General features: G+C 32.4%; 18 protein-coding genes and 1 rRNA gene. 8 read left to right on the forward strand and 11 right to left on the reverse strand.

Annotation, left to right across the window (positions count from 1 at the left end):
- Positions 1 to 36 precede the first annotated feature (36 nt).
- Together AB9Q04_RS03815 and AB9Q04_RS03820 are read right to left on the reverse strand one after the other, a co-directional pair.
- Positions 37 to 1,152: a sensor histidine kinase gene (locus AB9Q04_RS03815; protein WP_410024054.1), complete on the reverse strand. Its 1,116-nt coding sequence runs from the start codon at positions 1,150 to 1,152 to the stop codon at positions 37 to 39.
- The gene (locus tag AB9Q04_RS03820; RefSeq protein ID WP_410024055.1) at positions 1,142 to 1,813 is read right to left on the reverse strand and encodes a response regulator transcription factor; all 672 of its coding nucleotides are present in this window, start codon (positions 1,811 to 1,813) and stop codon (positions 1,142 to 1,144) included. The genes AB9Q04_RS03815 and AB9Q04_RS03820 overlap by 11 nt, the downstream gene beginning before the upstream one ends.
- A 372-nt stretch (positions 1,814 to 2,185) precedes the next feature.
- Here AB9Q04_RS03820 and AB9Q04_RS03825 point away from each other — a divergent pair, with 372 nt between their 5' ends.
- On the forward strand, positions 2,186 to 3,322 hold the full coding sequence (locus tag AB9Q04_RS03825) for a YkvI family membrane protein (protein ID WP_410024056.1): 1,137 nt from the start codon (positions 2,186 to 2,188) through the stop codon (positions 3,320 to 3,322).
- A gap of 20 nt (positions 3,323 to 3,342) precedes the next feature.
- A complete protein-coding gene (locus AB9Q04_RS03830) occupies positions 3,343 to 4,698 on the forward strand; it encodes an aspartate aminotransferase family protein (RefSeq protein ID WP_410024057.1) in 1,356 nt (451 codons plus the stop codon).
- 124 nt (positions 4,699 to 4,822) lie between these two features.
- Here AB9Q04_RS03830 and AB9Q04_RS03835 read toward each other — a convergent pair whose 3' ends face one another.
- The 7 genes from AB9Q04_RS03835 to AB9Q04_RS03865 all read right to left on the reverse strand — a co-directional run bounded on the left by AB9Q04_RS03835 (position 4,823) and on the right by AB9Q04_RS03865 (position 11,916).
- Positions 4,823 to 5,542 carry a TIGR03915 family putative DNA repair protein gene (locus AB9Q04_RS03835; RefSeq protein WP_410024058.1) on the reverse strand — a complete coding sequence of 240 codons (720 nt, stop codon included), beginning with the start codon at positions 5,540 to 5,542 and terminating at the stop codon, positions 4,823 to 4,825.
- 2 nt (positions 5,543 to 5,544) lie between these two features.
- Complete coding sequence (locus AB9Q04_RS03840) at positions 5,545 to 6,786, reverse strand: putative DNA modification/repair radical SAM protein (protein ID WP_410024059.1); 1,242 nt, start codon at positions 6,784 to 6,786, stop codon at positions 5,545 to 5,547.
- A gap of 157 nt (positions 6,787 to 6,943) precedes the next feature.
- A complete protein-coding gene (locus AB9Q04_RS03845) occupies positions 6,944 to 7,714 on the reverse strand; it encodes a sugar phosphate isomerase/epimerase family protein (protein ID WP_410024060.1) in 771 nt (256 codons plus the stop codon).
- A 1-nt stretch (position 7,715) separates the two neighbouring features.
- Complete coding sequence (locus AB9Q04_RS03850) at positions 7,716 to 8,798, reverse strand: ABC transporter ATP-binding protein (RefSeq protein WP_410024061.1); 1,083 nt, start codon at positions 8,796 to 8,798, stop codon at positions 7,716 to 7,718.
- Positions 8,799 to 9,617 (reverse strand): carbohydrate ABC transporter permease, encoded by an 819-nt coding sequence (locus tag AB9Q04_RS03855; protein WP_410024063.1) that lies wholly within the window; start codon positions 9,615 to 9,617, stop codon positions 8,799 to 8,801. It abuts the gene before it with no gap.
- Positions 9,607 to 10,479, reverse strand: a complete 873-nt coding sequence (locus tag AB9Q04_RS03860) for a carbohydrate ABC transporter permease (protein ID WP_410024064.1) — start codon at positions 10,477 to 10,479, stop codon at positions 9,607 to 9,609. The genes AB9Q04_RS03855 and AB9Q04_RS03860 overlap by 11 nt, the downstream gene beginning before the upstream one ends.
- A 3-nt stretch (positions 10,480 to 10,482) precedes the next feature.
- Positions 10,483 to 11,916 (reverse strand): ABC transporter substrate-binding protein, encoded by a 1,434-nt coding sequence (locus tag AB9Q04_RS03865; RefSeq protein WP_410024065.1) that lies wholly within the window; start codon positions 11,914 to 11,916, stop codon positions 10,483 to 10,485.
- A gap of 266 nt (positions 11,917 to 12,182) precedes the next feature.
- On the opposite strand from AB9Q04_RS03865, the gene AB9Q04_RS03870 reads away from it, so the two are divergent.
- The 6 genes from AB9Q04_RS03870 to AB9Q04_RS03895 all read left to right on the forward strand — a co-directional run bounded on the left by AB9Q04_RS03870 (position 12,183) and on the right by AB9Q04_RS03895 (position 15,270).
- Positions 12,183 to 12,734, forward strand: a complete 552-nt coding sequence (locus AB9Q04_RS03870; RefSeq protein ID WP_410024066.1) for a hypothetical protein — start codon at positions 12,183 to 12,185, stop codon at positions 12,732 to 12,734.
- A gap of 47 nt (positions 12,735 to 12,781) precedes the next feature.
- Positions 12,782 to 13,144, forward strand: a complete 363-nt coding sequence (locus AB9Q04_RS03875) for a hypothetical protein (protein ID WP_410024067.1) — start codon at positions 12,782 to 12,784, stop codon at positions 13,142 to 13,144.
- Between the two features lie 21 nt (positions 13,145 to 13,165).
- Positions 13,166 to 13,396: a hypothetical protein gene (locus AB9Q04_RS03880; protein WP_410024068.1), complete on the forward strand. Its 231-nt coding sequence runs from the start codon at positions 13,166 to 13,168 to the stop codon at positions 13,394 to 13,396.
- Positions 13,397 to 13,459: 63 nt separating this feature from the next.
- Positions 13,460 to 14,170, forward strand: coding sequence for a hypothetical protein (locus AB9Q04_RS03885; protein ID WP_410024069.1), 711 nt, complete (start codon positions 13,460 to 13,462; stop codon positions 14,168 to 14,170).
- 193 nt (positions 14,171 to 14,363) lie between these two features.
- Positions 14,364 to 15,002 (forward strand): hypothetical protein, encoded by a 639-nt coding sequence (locus tag AB9Q04_RS03890; protein ID WP_410024070.1) that lies wholly within the window; start codon positions 14,364 to 14,366, stop codon positions 15,000 to 15,002.
- Positions 14,986 to 15,270, forward strand: coding sequence for a hypothetical protein (locus AB9Q04_RS03895; protein ID WP_410024071.1), 285 nt, complete (start codon positions 14,986 to 14,988; stop codon positions 15,268 to 15,270). Before AB9Q04_RS03890 ends, AB9Q04_RS03895 begins: the two co-directional genes overlap by 17 nt.
- Positions 15,271 to 15,385: 115 nt before the next feature.
- Here AB9Q04_RS03895 and AB9Q04_RS03900 read toward each other — a convergent pair whose 3' ends face one another.
- Positions 15,386 to 16,033, reverse strand: coding sequence for a hypothetical protein (locus AB9Q04_RS03900; protein ID WP_410024072.1), 648 nt, complete (start codon positions 16,031 to 16,033; stop codon positions 15,386 to 15,388).
- Positions 16,034 to 16,735: 702 nt separating this feature from the next.
- Positions 16,736 to 16,852: ribosomal RNA gene (gene rrf, locus AB9Q04_RS03905) — 5S ribosomal RNA — on the reverse strand.
- Positions 16,853 to 17,015 lie beyond the last annotated feature (163 nt).

Genomic DNA, 17,015 nt, shown 5'->3' on the forward strand with positions numbered 1-17,015 from the left:
ATCTTTACCTCGTAAACAATGATAGCAAATAAAATATTAATTTTCTTTTAAGAATGAAATAATAAATTTACTTCCTTGGGGTTTATTATCTAAAACTCTTATTTTAGCCCCTAAAGCATCTACAATTTCTTTTGAAAGAGCCAGTCCTATACCAAATCCCTCACCTGATCTCGAATTATCTGCCTGGTAAAATAGATCAAACACTCTTTCTTTTTGCTCATCAGTCATACCTATACCGGTATCTGATATTTCTATAATAGTATTATTTTTTTCTTCTTTGGTAATAATATCTATAGACCCGCCTTGCCTATTATATTTGATAGAGTTTTCTATAATATTAAATAAAAGTCTTTGTAAAAGGGCATCGTCAGTATTGATACATAAATCTTCATCTTTTATGAAATTTACCGCTATGTCTTTATTAGCAATCTTATCTTCTAAATCAAATAAAATCTCTTCTATCAAAGTTCCAACGCAAACCTTGCTTATGTTTGGCTCTTGATTTTTTGAAAACAACAATACCGATTCTATTAAACTTTTAAGCTTATCTATATTTTGGTCAATCTTTTCTAAAAAAGCTGCATCGTCTGGGCTGATATTTTTTCTTTTATATACATCTACTTGAGCTTTCATAACTGCAACAGGGGTTCTTAGCTCATGGGCCACATTAGCTGAAAAATCTTTTTGTTTTTTGTAATCTCTATATATTCTTGCCATAAGCTGGTTAAAGCTTGTTGATAGATCAACTATTTCACTAGACCCATCCTCTATTAAAAGTTTTTCAGAAAAAGTTTCTGGTTTATTTATATCGATTTTGGCAATATTTTTTTGCAAGCTTTTAAGGGGTTCTAAGATTTTTGAAATTATTAGAGCAAAAATTAAAGATCCTATTATAATTACAATTCCTGTTACAACAAATGTATATATCCTGAAATCTGTTGTTGATTGCAAATAAGCATTATTTACCGTTACTACTACCGAATTACTATAAGATGGCATGTACTTTTCAATTTGCTTTAGCATCTGTTCGGTCATCTGGATTTGCTTTTGGTTAATCATATAGTTTGTTATGCTAATCATGGCTATAAAAATAATTACAACAGCACTTATTAGCTTAAAAACTATGGACTTATAAAATTTATCAGTTTTCATAAATCCTATAGCCCTTGCCAATCACATTTTGAATTTTATTTTCGCCGCTAATTTCTTTGATTTTTTTTCTTAGAGATGACATATGAACTCTAACTGAGTTTGAGAAACTATCAGCATTGGAATCCCAAACATGGTCGATAAGCTCTTCACTAGATACAAAACGTTCTTTATTTAAGAATAAATATTCCAAAATCCCAGTTTCTTTATGAGTTAGATTTATTTTTTCATCTCCCACAAAAGCTTCACGGGTCATGGTGTCAAACTTCATATTGCCAGCTTCTAGAATTGTTGATTCTGTTATAGATTTACGACGTAAGAGGGCACGCATACGGGCATCAAGTTCCTTTAAATCAAAGGGTTTTACCATATAATCATTGGCCCCAAAATCAAGGCCCCTTACCCTATCATCTATATCAGAACGAGCGGTAAGCATAATAATATTTACTTCTTGGTTAAATTTTCTAATCTCATCTAAAACTTCAAAACCATCTTTTTTGGGTAGGTTTATATCAAGGATGATAATGTCATAATTTTCTATATAGGCCATATCAATAGCTTCTTCTCCATCACTAGCCTTATCAACGGCATAACCGTACATGGCTAGGCCTTCTTCTAATAAATTTAATAAATCTAAATCATCTTCTACAACTAAAACACGCATATTTACCTCCATTTTATTTTGATTATAGCATAAGGGTAGGTTAAATTTAGGTAAAGATGCTATTAAAAGTAAATCCTTATAAATAATTATTGATTTTTTTGAAATATTATTTGACTTTATTCTTGTAAAGGGTTATAATTCCTTTTAAATAAAAAAATTCAAAGAGGTAACAAAAATGTTTGTTTTAAATCACAACCTAGTTCTAATTATTAATATTATTGTATAAAGGCTAATTTTACTGGTTATTTTCATTAAAAATAATTAACAAAATTGGTCCTATTAGCGATTTTAAAAATAAGAATGGGACCTCTTTGAAGCTCTCATTCTATCTAGAATGAGAGCTTTTTTTATGATAATTCAGGAGGAAAGAATATGGATAGTAAAAAGGTATTTGAATCATCAAATAGTAATGAAAAAGTAAGTTTTAGAAATGTTATGAGGGTTGCAGGAGCAGTCATCGCTTTTTTGATAGGGTCTGGTTTTGCATCTGGTCAGGAAGTTTTTCAGTTTTTAACAGTTTATGGATATAGGGGGATAATCGGATCATTGGTTGCCATGTTTGTCTGCTCTTGTGTATCTGGAATTTTGATGTCCTTTGGTTACAGAACAAGAAATAAGGAAAATACTAGTCCATATTTCCATTACTTAGGTAAATACTTTGGTAAATTTATGACCTATTACACACCCTTTTTTGCATTTTTAATCACAATAGTAATGATTTCAGGGACAGGGGCTACATTAAACCAATATTTTGGTTTAGATCCTAAAATAGGGACAATAGCAATGACTATTTTAATAACAATTATTGCCCTACTTGGTTTGACAAGAGTTGTAGATGTAATCTCTTTGATAGGGCCTTTTCTTATAGTATTTACCTTATCAATAGCATTTTATACTTTAGCAACAAATCCCGGCAATTTTTCATCTGCCGACCAAGCTTTAAAAAATATGGATAACTTGCCTTATGGGGCTGGTAACTCTAGGTCTTATTGGGTTTTAGCGTCAGTATTATTTGTAGCCTACAATATAGTAGCAGGAGTTCCTTTTATGGCCGAACTTGGTTCAAAAGAAGTTACTAGTAACAAAGAAGCTTGGATAGGCGGAATAGCTGCAGGAGTTGGACTTATATCGGCGGCCTTTGCTCTAAATTTAGCTATGCTAGGCCATGTCGAAGAATTGGTTGATGCAGAAGTGCCAGTTATAACATTGGCGCAAAAAATGGGTCCTTGGGTTAGTTTTATATTTGTAATTATTTTATTAGCAGGCATATTTTCAACATCAGTACCTATGCTTTTGACAGTTACAAATTCCCTTACAAAAGAGGATACAAAAAAATCCACAAAAAATATCTTGATAGTTGTTGTAGCCTTCCTAGCTCTAGTAGGTGGCCAGCTTCCTTTTGGTAGACTAGTTGGTTTAGTATATCCATTTACAGGATATTTTGGTATAGCAATGATAGTTTTATTTATAGTAAAAGAGTTTAAAGAAAGAAAAGCAGATAATTTATAAAATAAAAAGGAGATAATAGTATGCAAGAGTTAAGAAACAATGAAAAATCTAAAGAAATGGTAAAGAAAGCTGATAAGGTATATGCTAGTGCAGGTCAAATACGCTATTTTGACCTATGTTTAGACTCAGCGAAGGGAGCTATATTAAAAGACCTTGATGGTAATGAATATATAGACCTTTTAGCAACTGCTTCTGCAATGAACGTGGGCCATTCCCACCCAAAAGTTTTAGCAGCTATGAAAGAACAAATGGAACATTTACTTCACTACACCCCTGCCTACTTCTATAATCCAAAGGTTGAAGAATTGGCCAGAAAATTAGTCGAATCCACTCCAGGAGATTTTGAAAAAAGAGTTATATTTGGTAACTCTGGGTCTGATTCCAATGATGCAATGATGAAATTTTCAAGAGCCTACACTGGCAGACAAACAATAGTATCTTTTACTGGATCCTACCACGGATCTACCTACGGCTCCATGACCCTATCAGCAGTGAGTTTAAATATGAGAAGAAAAATGACTCCCCTAGTAGCAGGAGTAGAATATATCCCTTTTCCAAATAGCTATGACAGAAGAGAAGATGAGAGTGAACAAGACCTAGTAAATAGGTATTGGTCATATTTTGAAGATGCATTAAATACTTATTTACCTATCGATGAAATAGCTGGAGTAATAATAGAGCCAATCCAAGGTGATGGTGGATTTTTAAAGGCGCCTAAAGCCTATATGGATAAGTTATATCAATTTACCAGAGAAAATAATATAGTATTTGCAGTAGATGAAATAAACCAAGGCCTTGCTAGGTCTGGAAAAATGTGGTCAATAGAACACTTTGGTATAGAACCAGATATCCTAACAACTGCAAAATCCCTAGCATCCGGTATGCCACTTTCTGCCATAGTTGGTAGAAAAGAAATAATGGATAGCTTAGAGGCACCAGCCCATGTATTTACAACATCAGGAAACCCAGTTTGTTGTGCAGCTGCCCTAGCAAGTTTTGCTGTAATAGAAGAAGAAAATCTTGTAGAAAAATCTAGAAAAGATGGAGAATATGTCAAAGAGCGCTTTGAAAAAATGCAAGAAAAATACCCAGTAATAGGTGATGTAAGAATATATGGGTTAAATGGTGGGATTGAACTTGTAAAGGATAAGAAAACTAAGGAGCCTGATACAGAAAGTGCTTCAAAGCTAATAACCTACTTAAAAAATAATGATGTATTAATGATAACAGTAAAGGGAAATGTATTAAGGTTCCAACCACCACTAGTAATAACAAGAGAAGAAATAGATAAGGCCTTGGATACAATAGAAAGAGGGTTTTCAGAGCTAGAAAAAGGAAACTTAAAGCTAGAAGATGATAAAAAAATAGGTTGGTAAAAGAAAAAGTAAAATGAAATACTTCCCATAAAAAGGACTAGGTTGTGGTTAACCTAGTCTTTTTTGAGCCTTTGGCAAAATATAATCTAAGATTAAGCTTATATCGCAAATTCCCTATACTATTTTAATTTTTCTCAGGCAAGTACTTCCAATATTTTTTTGGCTTATTTGCTTGCATTAGTTTTTTATTTTTACGTTCTTCTATGCCAATAGCATCATAGAATCCTCTCCAAGCATCTTTAAAAATTGCTTCTTTTTCACTATCTACTGCATCCATTTCAATGATTTCTATCTCTTCATAATTTCCGTGTTTACACAGGCTTGCTTTATTGCGGGTCTTATCGTAGATAATAAATTTTTCAGCGGGCATTCTTTTAAAAAAATGTTGAGTTATATGGAGTAAAATATCATTTTCTGGAGTAATTTCTGCAAGTAAGTATCCATCTTGTATTTCCCTAAATCTAGTAAAGCCCTTATAAGCATGGGTTTCGTGGTTAAAGCTTTTTACAATCGACCTAAAGGCTACCGCAGCTTTTTTAGCAGATCCTAAATATGCATTGCCATATACTAGGCAGCTTTTTATGGTAATAGCTAGAATTTCTTCTTTCCTAGGATGGTTTGATTTAAAAACTTTAAAAGCATCTTCAAAAAAATCTTCTCCTATATTTTCCCTAACCCCTGTAATAACTCGCTGAGCCTTTACTATATCAGTTTTTATCATCTCACTTTCCAAAAAATTTACCTGATCAGTCTTAGTTTTTATCTCACACTTGCCAATCTCTTGGTATTTTTTAAATATAACTGTAAAAAGTCCATCAAAACTTCCGTCATAGTAATAAATCATTCTTAAATCCCATCAAACATAGATAATTGCTTGTAACCGCTATGATTTGGGGCACCCATTAAAGTTTTTAGTTCATTTTTACTTTTAAACCTAAGTCCCCTATAAACTCCGTTTACAGTTATAAAGTGTTGGGCTCTTTTTGTTGAAATTTTTAAGGCCCTTAGGCTATCATAACTAAGTTTTCTAAATTGGCGGGCTTCTATTATACGATTTGCATAGGTTCTACCAAAACCAGGCACTCTCATCAAATCATAGTAAGAGGCGGTATTTATTTCTAGGGGGAACCTTTCGATATTATTAATAGCCCAATTGCTCTTTGGATCTATTGACAAATCAAAGTTGGCATCTTTATTAGTTAGCAAGTCATCTGCCTTAAATTTGTATCCACGCATCAAAAAGTCGGCTTGATAAAGCCTATGTTCCCTTAAAAGTGGTGTTTTATCTATCCCTTCTGTAAATTTTGATTTTACTACTGGGACAAAACCTGAATAGTATACACGTTTTAGAGCATAATTATGGTATAGTTTTTCACTAGTTTTTATTATCTCAAGGTCTGATTCTCGCCCTGCCCCAATTATCATTTGGGTGGTTTGTCCTGCTGGCAAAAATTTAGGAGTATGGTTAAATTTTTTCCTATCCTCGCCATAAACCATCATTTCATTTTTTACCTTGCCCATGGGTCTAGTAATATCAGCAATTTTTTTCTCAGGTGCTAAAAGTGATAGAGCTTTTTGGGTGGGTAATTCTATATTTATAGACATGCGGTCAACCAAAAGCCCCATTCTTTTTACCAAATCTTCGTTGGCACCAGGGATAGCTTTCATATGAATGTATCCATTGAAATTGTATTTATACCTTAAAAGCTCTGCAACCTTAACCAATCTCTCCATAGTATAGTCTGGGTTTTTTATAATACCAGATGATAAAAAAAGACCCTCTATATAGTTTCTGCGGTAAAAGTTCATAGTCAGCTCTGCCACTTCATCTGGAGTGAAGGTCGCTCTTTTGCTGTCATTTTCCCTACGATTTATGCAATATTCACAATTATATATGCAGTTATTGGTCATAAGTATTTTTAAAAGGGAAATACACCTACCATCCTCAGAATAAGAATGACATATGCCACCCATTGACCCATTGCCCAAACCCTTATTTTTATTTTTTCTATTAGATCCGCTAGATGAGCAAGATACATCATACTTGGCTGCATCCGCAAGAATCTCCAATTTCTCTCTAATATCCATTGTAGTTCCTTTAAATTTTTAACTAGTGGAAGTTCTCGTGTGGTAAAACTTATTATACCATTTAGGTCACTTATTGTCTATAAGGATCTTTTAATAAGTAAATTAAAAAACGAGCTCATATAAGCTCGTTTCTTAAAGAGATTTTTCTTTATGGTGATCATTTTAAGTATTCAAGCAGTTGCTTAATATCTTCCACAACTATATCTTCTTTGCCTTCATAAGTTGCATTGTACTCAAGAACTATATCTGCATCTGGTGTATATTTTTTGTATAAATTTACAAAATCTTTTAATTCATCGTAATCTTCCGATACACTTAAATGTTGATCATGAAGTCCGTCATTTGTATGGATATGGTAGGAAACAATTTTTTCTGAAAGTTTTTCAATTATATTTTCTAAATTCCAACCATTGGCTTTTACATGACCAATATCTATTAGTGCATTTTCTTCCCTAATTCTTAGAGTTTGTATAAATTCTTCTTCATCAAATAGCGAATTTTTTCTTACTCCTGCATTTTCTATTACTAATGGTGTTTGAGACCAGCCCTTAATTTCATCCAAGTTTTCAAAGGCATTTTTTATCATTTCTTCTTTGTCCTCTATAGTTTTATTGTTGGTATGGAAAACTATATATTTGGGATTAAGTAATTTGTCAAATTCTAATGATTGCTTATAAAGTTCAATAGTTCTATTATACAAGTCGCTTCCTTTAGGAGCACTGTGGTCTGTTTCTAAATATGGTCCATGAAAAGTGATAGAATATTCTTTTAACTTTTCTATATTACCATTAACTTCGCTAACGAAATCTTCTGAATTATTGAAAATAAATAATTCAATTCCTACTTGATCTTTATCAAAATGATCTAGGATTTTTGTTACATTCATGACACTTTCTGGTTTGTACATATTTGTGCTTATATAAATCATCTTATCTCCTTGTAATGTTTTCCTGACTATCATAGTCAAATAGATTAATAGATTTTTCTGGAAAAGCTATATTTATTTCATCTCCCGCTCTTATTGAGTGATTCTCTGTTGTAAGACATGCAGTTGCATCAGCCAAGTCAAAATAATAAGCAGTTATGGAACCTAGGTTTTCAAGATATTTTACCTTAACTCTTAAACTGTTCTCTGTGTCAGATTCTACTAATTTTATGTTTTCTGGTCTAATTCCTAGGTAATATTTTTTATTAGGAGTTGTATCAATTGATGGTAACAATTCTTCTTTTACTTTAATTCTACGTTCTTGATCAAAAATTAAATCTCCCCCATCGAAAGATACTAGGAATACATTCATTGGAGGCGAACCAATAAATTTAGCAGTAAATACATTAGACGGATTGTTATAAATTTCGTCTGGACTACCAACCATCTGAATTTTACCAGCATTCATTAAAACAATTTTTTGAGCAACTGTCATCGCTTCAACTTGATCGTGGGTTACATACACAAAGGTCATATTAAAGTTATCATGAAGTCTGACTAATTCACGACGTGCTTGAAGCCTAAGTTGAGCATCTAAGTTTGAAAGTGGTTCATCCAATAAAAGATAGGATGAGTTTTTAGCAACTGCACGTGCTAGAGCCACCCTTTGTCTTTGCCCACCGGATAATTGATTTGGTTTTCTATCGCTATATTCTTCTAGAGCTAGCATATCCAAAACATTTTTTAACCTACGTTCAATTTCACTTTTATCAACTTTATTAGCTTTTAGACCATAAGTTATATTTTCTTTTACAGTCATATGAGGATAAAGGGCATAATTTTGAAAAACCATGGAAACGTCGCGATCACCAGGAGCTACATCATTAACTACTCTATCATTCATGATTAATTTCCCGCCTGAAATTTCTTCAAGACCTGCAATCATTCTTAGAGTAGTTGATTTTCCACAACCTGATGGACCAAGTAATATTACTCTTTCACCTGGTTCTACTTTTAGATTTAGATGGGGTATTACTACATTGTCCCCATATCTTTTTTCTACATTATCAAATATAATTTCTTTCATCTATTTTACTCCTGAACTTGCATAGGTTCCTATAATATATCTTTGGAAAATTAGATATAGAACAATTGGTAAACTCATAGTAATAACTGACACTGCCATTGCAATAGGAAAATCAGTTCCTCCTTCTGCAGACATAAACATTTGTAAAGCAAGTGGCAGAGTAAAATTATCACGTGATTTTAAAATCAAGGTTGGCCATACAAATTCATTCCACGAATTTATATAAAACATTATGCCAGATGATACTACCGCTGGAGATACAATAGGAAAAACTATATCTTTCATAATATGAAAATCGGATATATTATCCATTTTTGCAGCTTCTATTAATGATTTTGGGATGGTTCTCATAGCCTGTCTTATTAGAAATATACCTGCTACATCAGCAAACTGAGGTAAAGCTACCCCTATTAATTTATCAGCTAATCCAAGTTTTGAGATCATTAGATAATTTGGAACCATTGTTACTGTAAATGGTATAAACATTGTCATAAGCATTAGAAAATAGATAATATTTTTACCTTTAAAGTCAAAATAAACTAGACCATATGCTGCTAGTACGCTAGTTACAAGTTTAAAAATAGTAACTGTTGTTGAAATAAAAAATGAATTGCCTATTATTTTTTTTATTGGAAGTCTTTCAGCTACATATTTAAATGAATCTAATGTAGGATTTTCTGGGATAATGCCCATAATGTTATTTGCACTTTCTTGCATAGTTTTAAAAGAATTTGAAATTGCAAAAACTATTGGGAATATCATGAGTATTACGAAAATTAATAAAATTAGATGAGTTAACCATTCATTTTTAGTTTTCATAATATACTCCTTTTTCTATATATTTATATTCCAAGAATAATAAAACAGCAAAAATAAGCATAGTTATCATAGATAAAGCCGAACTTACTCCTGTTCTATAATACACAAAAGCCTCATGATATGATTGGTAAATCAAATTTGATGAAGCATAGTTTGGCCCCCCTTGAGTAACCACTTTTATCGGCGTAAATATATATTGTAGTCCTTGAACAATTGATGTAATTAGGACATAAATACCTGTTGCTGATGACATTGGTATTACAATGTCAGTAAATAATTTAAAATTACTAATTCCTTCTAGTTTTGCAGCCTCTATTACTGAAGTGTCTACTCCCAATATTCCTCCCAAAAGAACAATATAGTTATATCCAAAACTCTTCCACGAAGCTATTAATGATAGCCCTGCTATCACCCAACCATCAGTTTTTGACCAATTTGGCATAGCAAGTCCTATCTTTTTAAGAATGATTGCCACAGGTCCTGCTACTGGGTTTAGAATCCAGACAAAAAGTATTGAACCTATAACTAGTGACAATATAGAAGGCAGAAAGAATGCTTTTTTATAGAAATTTTGCAATTTACTAATCATAAAACGGGATATAAAGGCTAATATATAGGGAATGACAAAATTCATCAAAAGCATAATAATTATATAAATAAATGTATTTATAAAAATTTTTCGTAAAATTGGATCACTTAATACAAGTGTATAATTAGATAAACCTACAAATTGCTTTGTAGGTTTAATCATATTCCAATCGAAAAAACTTAAATACAAGGTATATAGAAATGGTGCGAAGACAAATACTGCAAAAGCAAGTAATGCCGGAAGCATTAATATATATGGTTTAAGTTTTTTCATTTTTTACTCCATTATGCGGTTAATTTCCTCTTGAGCTTGGGTCATAGCATCTTTTGCTGATTGTTGACCGCCGAATATTTTATCTCTCATGTCAAGAAGCATTTGTTCAGCTTGTAGTCCTGCATCACCTGGGAATGAAGCCCATGGTGCTACATATGGCATTTGTTCTATAGCTGGTTTCATGAGTTCATTTTCAGCTAAGAAATCTTTAAGTCCATTTGGATCTTCATCAACACCTTTTCTTGGAGGAACATATCCAGTTCCTTCAGTCCAAGCTGCCATTGATTCTACGCTATAAAGGAACTTTTCAAATTCCCATGCAGCTGCAATCTGTTTTGGATCTTTTGCTGTGATTGCAAGCATTGATCCTCCTGCAGGTAACTTTCTTTCTTTATCTCCAAATGTTGGTGAAAGTGTTGTTTCTACTTTAAATTGAGCACCCTTTTCTACTGCAGCTCTTTTCGCTATTGTTGTGTAGTACAAAGCTATTTCTCCATTAGTAAAGGCTTGAAGTCCTTCATCAAATCCAAGATGAGCTGCTGATTTATCTTCATTTAGCATATCAGCCATAAGTTGCATAGCTTCAAAGCCTTCTTCTGTTGCAAAAACTGCTTTTGGTTGGCCATCAACTAATTCAATCATTTTTCCACCATTTGATTCAATCATTGCTTGTTGAGCCCAGAAGTCAGCTGGTTCTTGCTCATAGAAACCATATTTTCCAGTTTTTTCAGTCACTATTTTTGCATATTCTCTAATTTCTTCCCAAGTTTGTGGAGTTTTGTCGCCTAGGCCAGCTTCTTGCATTAAATCTCTATTTATATATAATACAGGGTTTGATAGAGAGTATGGAATGCCTACTTGGTCTCCATTGTTGTTTACAGCTAGATCAAGAACGTTAGGTAAGAAATTTTCTGTTAAGAAGTCTTTGTCATCTGGTGCGTATTGATCGATTGCATCTTGTGGTGACACATACTCAAAGTTATTTGAGAAGTATTCAAGAAAAGCCCAACCAACTTGGACAATATCAGGTGTCTTACCAGCTGCTTGCTCAGCTTGTAAATTTTGCATTAGCCCTTTATACATATCTGGGTTAAATCTAGCTACTACTTGGATATCATCATGTTCTTCATTGAATTTGTTTACTAGTTCTTCAACAGTTGTTCCACCTTGAGTTTCGGCGTTTACATGCCAGTACTCAATTGTAGTTACCTCTCCGTTATTTTCTTTAGTAGTTTCAGATGTTTCTTTATTATCTTCAGTAGCTACTTCACTTGATTCTTTATTATCTGTATTATCTGTATTATTATTTTCTACAGTTTGAGTTGTTGAATCAGAAGCGTTATCATTTGTGGTGGTTTGATTATTACCACAAGCACTAAAACTTGCTAGCATAAGTATACTTAGAGCAAGATTTGATAATTTTTTTATATTGACCACATTTTTCTCCTTTATCAATTATTATGTGTACATTTTAATTATTATTTATAAATTTAGTTTCAAATCAATGTAAAATACTTGTAAAATATTTGTGCGTTAATAATAAACATAAAATAGAAAAATAAATGATAGAAATTAACTACTTTTGCATTTTTTAACCATCATAAAACTTTACCTTGAAAAATTACTAGTTAACTTTCTTTGCAAAGCGGATATATCTTCTGTAATAATAGGTTGATAGTGCTTATCATTTGAAGGAGAAGGGTATGCTTTTACAAAAATTTAGAAATGTAGTTTTTGCTTCAATTATCGTTGCTAGCTTGGCTTCTTACGCGAATCAAGGTGCTAATGATAATTCTATGCAAGTATCTAGTAAAAATCAGCAAAAAATAGAAGAATCTCAAAGTGGAAATGTTACAGAAAATCAAGATGAAAGTGATAAAAGCAATATAAGTGGTGTTAATCTTACTGAAGATGGTACTTATATTGCAAGCTTTGATACAGGTAAAGAAGGTAGTGAGAAATATCAGGATTACAAACTTAAAATCCAAGATGACACTCTAACTGTAGATGGTCCTTTGCAATTTATAGCAAGTGGTGGATCTGATGATGATATTAAAAGTCTAGATGAGCAAAAAAATGTATTTACAATTGACCAAAGTACTTCATTCCAAGTCCAAGATACTTACACCCAAGAAAATCACAGCCAAGAAGAATTCCAGCAAATTTTTGAGGAAACTAAGGGCAAACAAATTGCCCTTTTCGTGGAAGTACCTAATGGAAAGGCAATAGTGGTAAATCTGTGTTACAAATCATAGTATAGATTTTATATAAATAATTTGAAGGATATTTTAAGGAGGATTTTATGAAATTTAGGAAAATGAAAAGTACAATGCTAGCGGCACTTATGTTTACAAGTTTTACCGCTTGTGCAAATAATGAAAATCCCGCAGATACAAATTCCCCAGAAAATCAAGCCCAGCAACAAGCTGAAAGTACAGAAGAAGATACTCAAAACACTGATCAAAATCCAGAAGAAATTACTGATAATGAAGAAAGTTCTAATGAAAATACAGAAATAAATATCCCAGAAGCTGTAAATCTAACTGATGATGGATCTTATACTACAAGTCTAATCCCTGGCAGAGAAGGCGAAAGAGAAGCAGACGGATCTTGGGCAAATGTTTACGACATGGAAATTCAAGGGGATTATTTAATTGTAAAGTGATCTTTGGACTATGCTGAGCCTATGCGATCTGAAGAAGGAACAATCCCTATTGACAATCAAATAAGCGTATTTAAAATCAACGACAATTCTAACTTTTTCTCAAGAATTGGCCGTACAGACATAAGTGAGCATAGCCCAGAGGATTTTATAAAATATTACAATGAAAACAAGGATGAACAAGAGTCCCTTTTTATAGAAGTAAGAGAAGGGATTTTATATGAATTGATGATGGTTTCTGGTGAACAAAATTAAAAATTATCAATTTTAGATTTATTTTTCCTAAAAAAAGGGTAAAATAAGTTAAGGAGGATTAAAATGAAAATTAATACTTTTAACAAAACACTACTTGCAGCTTTCATGGCCGTTAGCCTTGCCGCATGTACAAACTCAGGAACTCCTGAATCAAGTGCAGCTGAAAATAAAGCCGTAAGCACAGAAGCAAGTAAAGAAAATAAAGATATAATTGAAGAATCAATAACAGAAGATAGCGAAAATAACAAAGCTGCAGAAGAAAATGAATCTGTTGGCAAAAGTGAAGAAAAAGACTCACAAAATGCAGATAAAGAGGAAGAAAAAGATTCAACAATTGATGTAAAAAAAGAAGAAGAAGCCCAAGCATCAAATGAAGAGCAAAGCCAAGAAAATAATGACATCAAATACGAAGAGCGTGATGGACTTTATTTCTCTAGTCTAGCATCTTCAAAAAATGGAGAACGTGACGAAGAATTCAATTCTCCATATCTTGCAAATCTAAAAATTGAAGGTGACACATTAACTGTTGATGGAACTATCGATTATTTGGTAAATCCAGAAGATTTTGAAAGTGCTGAAAAATATGAAAATGCATCTTACAATTTCAAGCTTAGCGATGATGTAACCCTTCAAGCTGTTGGTGGACTTGCAGAACCAGAATACTTCTCAAAAGAAGAATTCGTTGAATATTACCAAAAAGTTAAAGATTCAGGTTTAGCATTAAAAATCGAAGTAAAAGATGGAGTTGTAACAACAGTTTCATTTGCTTCATAAAATAAGCTCTTAAAGGTGATGTAGAAATACATCGCCTTTTTCTATGCCTATTTTAGTGAAAATTAAAATCATTGCTTTAAAAAAAATTAATCCGGGTATAGAAATAATAAGTTTATATATTAAAGTATATAGATTATAATTAACATATTACTTTATCTTTTAATATTTCTATCAAAAATGAAAGGAGGAAAATATGAAAAACAAAATAAAGTTGGCCTTACTACTTTTATTATCCCTTAGCTTTTTAGGAGCATGTAACAATCAAGATACATCTTCAAAGCCAGACATAAAAAATGAATCGACTGTCTCAGAAGCCGAAAATGAAGTAACTGATAAAAAGGAAAAAATTACTGAAAATAAAGAATCCAATCAAGTTTCCAAAGATAAAGAAAAAGAAGAAGTTGATAATAAAGACTTAAAAACTTCGGAAGAAAATCAAGATGAAGAAAATGATAAAAATCAGTTAGATCAAGCATCCATAGATAAAGACGACTTATTCGAAGAAATCAAAAACGAAAATATTAAAGTAATAAAAGTTCATATGCAGACAAATATAGAAGATACCTATCCAAATAGAACAGAAAATGCAAGCTTTATTGCAGAGCCAGTTTATGATGAAAATCAAAAAATTATAAAGGGTGATACTAAAAAAGAATTGAGCAATGGTTACCTACAAGAAATAAAATTTGTTGAAAATGATGATAGCCGTGCCATGATTTTAGAAAGACTACCCGGAGAAGAAGAAACAAGTGTTTCAGATGTCGAAATTGAATCCTATGACATAAAACCAGACTCACCGCCTAGTTCAAGCTATAATGGATATGAAAGATGACCTAGAAGTTAGCGAGGAGGCTGATGCTTACAAATTAAATCTTAAGGATAAGACTCTGGGTGTAATTAAATATGTCCAAGAAGAATATATAATTAATGTAAGTAATCTTGAGCAAAATCAGATTGAAAAAACTGTGGAAGTTGAAATAGATAAAGAGGCTAAGCTACTTAAAAAATGTGCCCTAAGCCTTAAACCAAAAGTTAAAGAATTAGAAGGCAACAAGCTTACAGCAGAAACAACCCTAAGTGACCATGAATTAGGAAATTAAAACAAAAAAGAGTCCCAAAAAGGGACTCTTTTTTAAATTATCCACCAAGGATAAAAGCAAAAGCAAATTGATAACCAGCTCTAGTTGCAAGATTTATAGAATTAACATGAGAAAACTAACTAGTATATATAACTGTAATGTCAGTATTTTCTTTGTTTGCCAGTACAGCTAGATTATTGATTAAAATTGGAGTAACTTCTTTGTATTTAGGAGAAAAATCAAACTTCTCAACACCAATATCCCACAAATATTTTGAATTTCGACTTTCCCCAGCAATAGCAATCAGCTTTTCACCATCATAATAGGATAAGACCAGCTTATCATCGGATGTCCTCTCATCAAACGAAAAGGCAAATTTAACTAAACTCTCAAATTTATTATAATCCTTTTTATCAATTCTTTTAAATTTATAATCACTTTCAAGTTTTTTAAAATTAGACCTAGAAGCCATGATAGGCCCCATATTTTTTAAAGACATGTCATACTTTTTTAAAATATTTTGTAGTTTAAAAATATTGTCCATCTCCATAAACCAAGCAGCTGGGAAATCAAAATAAGTTTCTTCTAATTCATCCAATAAACTTTTATCAGAAGAACGAACCAATAAAGAATTACCCACACAATTAATAGCAAGCTTATCCTGGTTGCAATACAAAAAATCAGTATTAGCTTCATTATAAGTAAAGTGATTTTTCCCATCTAATAAGTCTTCAATATTATTGTCAAAATCATTTTCTAATTGCCTTGCTAAATTTAAATCCATATAAGTCCCCTATATTTTCTGACTGCAAAAGACTATAATCTCCTACCATTTTATATTATTAATAAAAATTAATTATACTTTAATTATCGTACACATTTTAAAAAAATAATCCAGGCAAGCTTGGCTTATCTGGATTATCTTTGTTTTATTTTGATAACACAAAAATTTGAAGTTTAAGCACATCGTACCATGAATCCTTTGATTCTGTACATCTTATAAAACGAAAGAATTTGCGAATGCAAATTGATTTAATGTAAGGTATATGCATTTATACTAAAACAAACTTAGTTAAATGACTAAGTTTCTCGCTAAGCTTGACCATACCATGGAAAATCCTCCATGAACCTGACAGACCTGCTACCGACTACCATCGGCGTTGTTAGGCTTAACTTCTGTATTCGGTATTATACATAAACACCCTTTATTACGGGTGTTTATGCCGAAAACGAAGCGCGTTGCACAGAAGAGCTTATGAAAGAAGCAAGTTTTCGTGACATTAGTAAGTATTAAAAAAGACCTAGTCCATAGACCAAGTCTTAATTATTCAGCAGCTTCCTACTCTACCGGGCTTAAATATGCCTTGATTTGGCATATTTGCCCCGAAAAGTAGCGCGAGAGCGCGGATAAGCTTTCGTAGAAGGCGACTTTTCGTGTCAGGTGTAAGTACAAAAAAAGACCTAGTCTATTGACTAAGTCTTAATTATTTAGCAACTTCCTACTCTACCGGGAGGTCGCCCTCCGAGTACCATCGGCGTTAGTAAGCTTAACTTCTGTGTTCGGTATGGGAACAGGTGTATCCTTACTGCCATCGTCACTATATTTCTTGGTCTAACCCATAAACTTGCGTTTTGCTGGTAGGTCAGATGTCGCGAAACAGAAATCTCTGATTTCGTCTTGTAGCCGACCCTATCAGCTTAAAGTTTGAGTTGGTGTTTATGAACCTTTAAATAGCAGACAATATTTCCAGTCAAGATTAAAAGTA

Source organism: Anaerococcus groningensis (genome assembly GCF_046365465.1).
Taxonomy (GTDB): Bacteria; Bacillota; Clostridia; order Tissierellales; family Peptoniphilaceae; genus Anaerococcus; species Anaerococcus groningensis.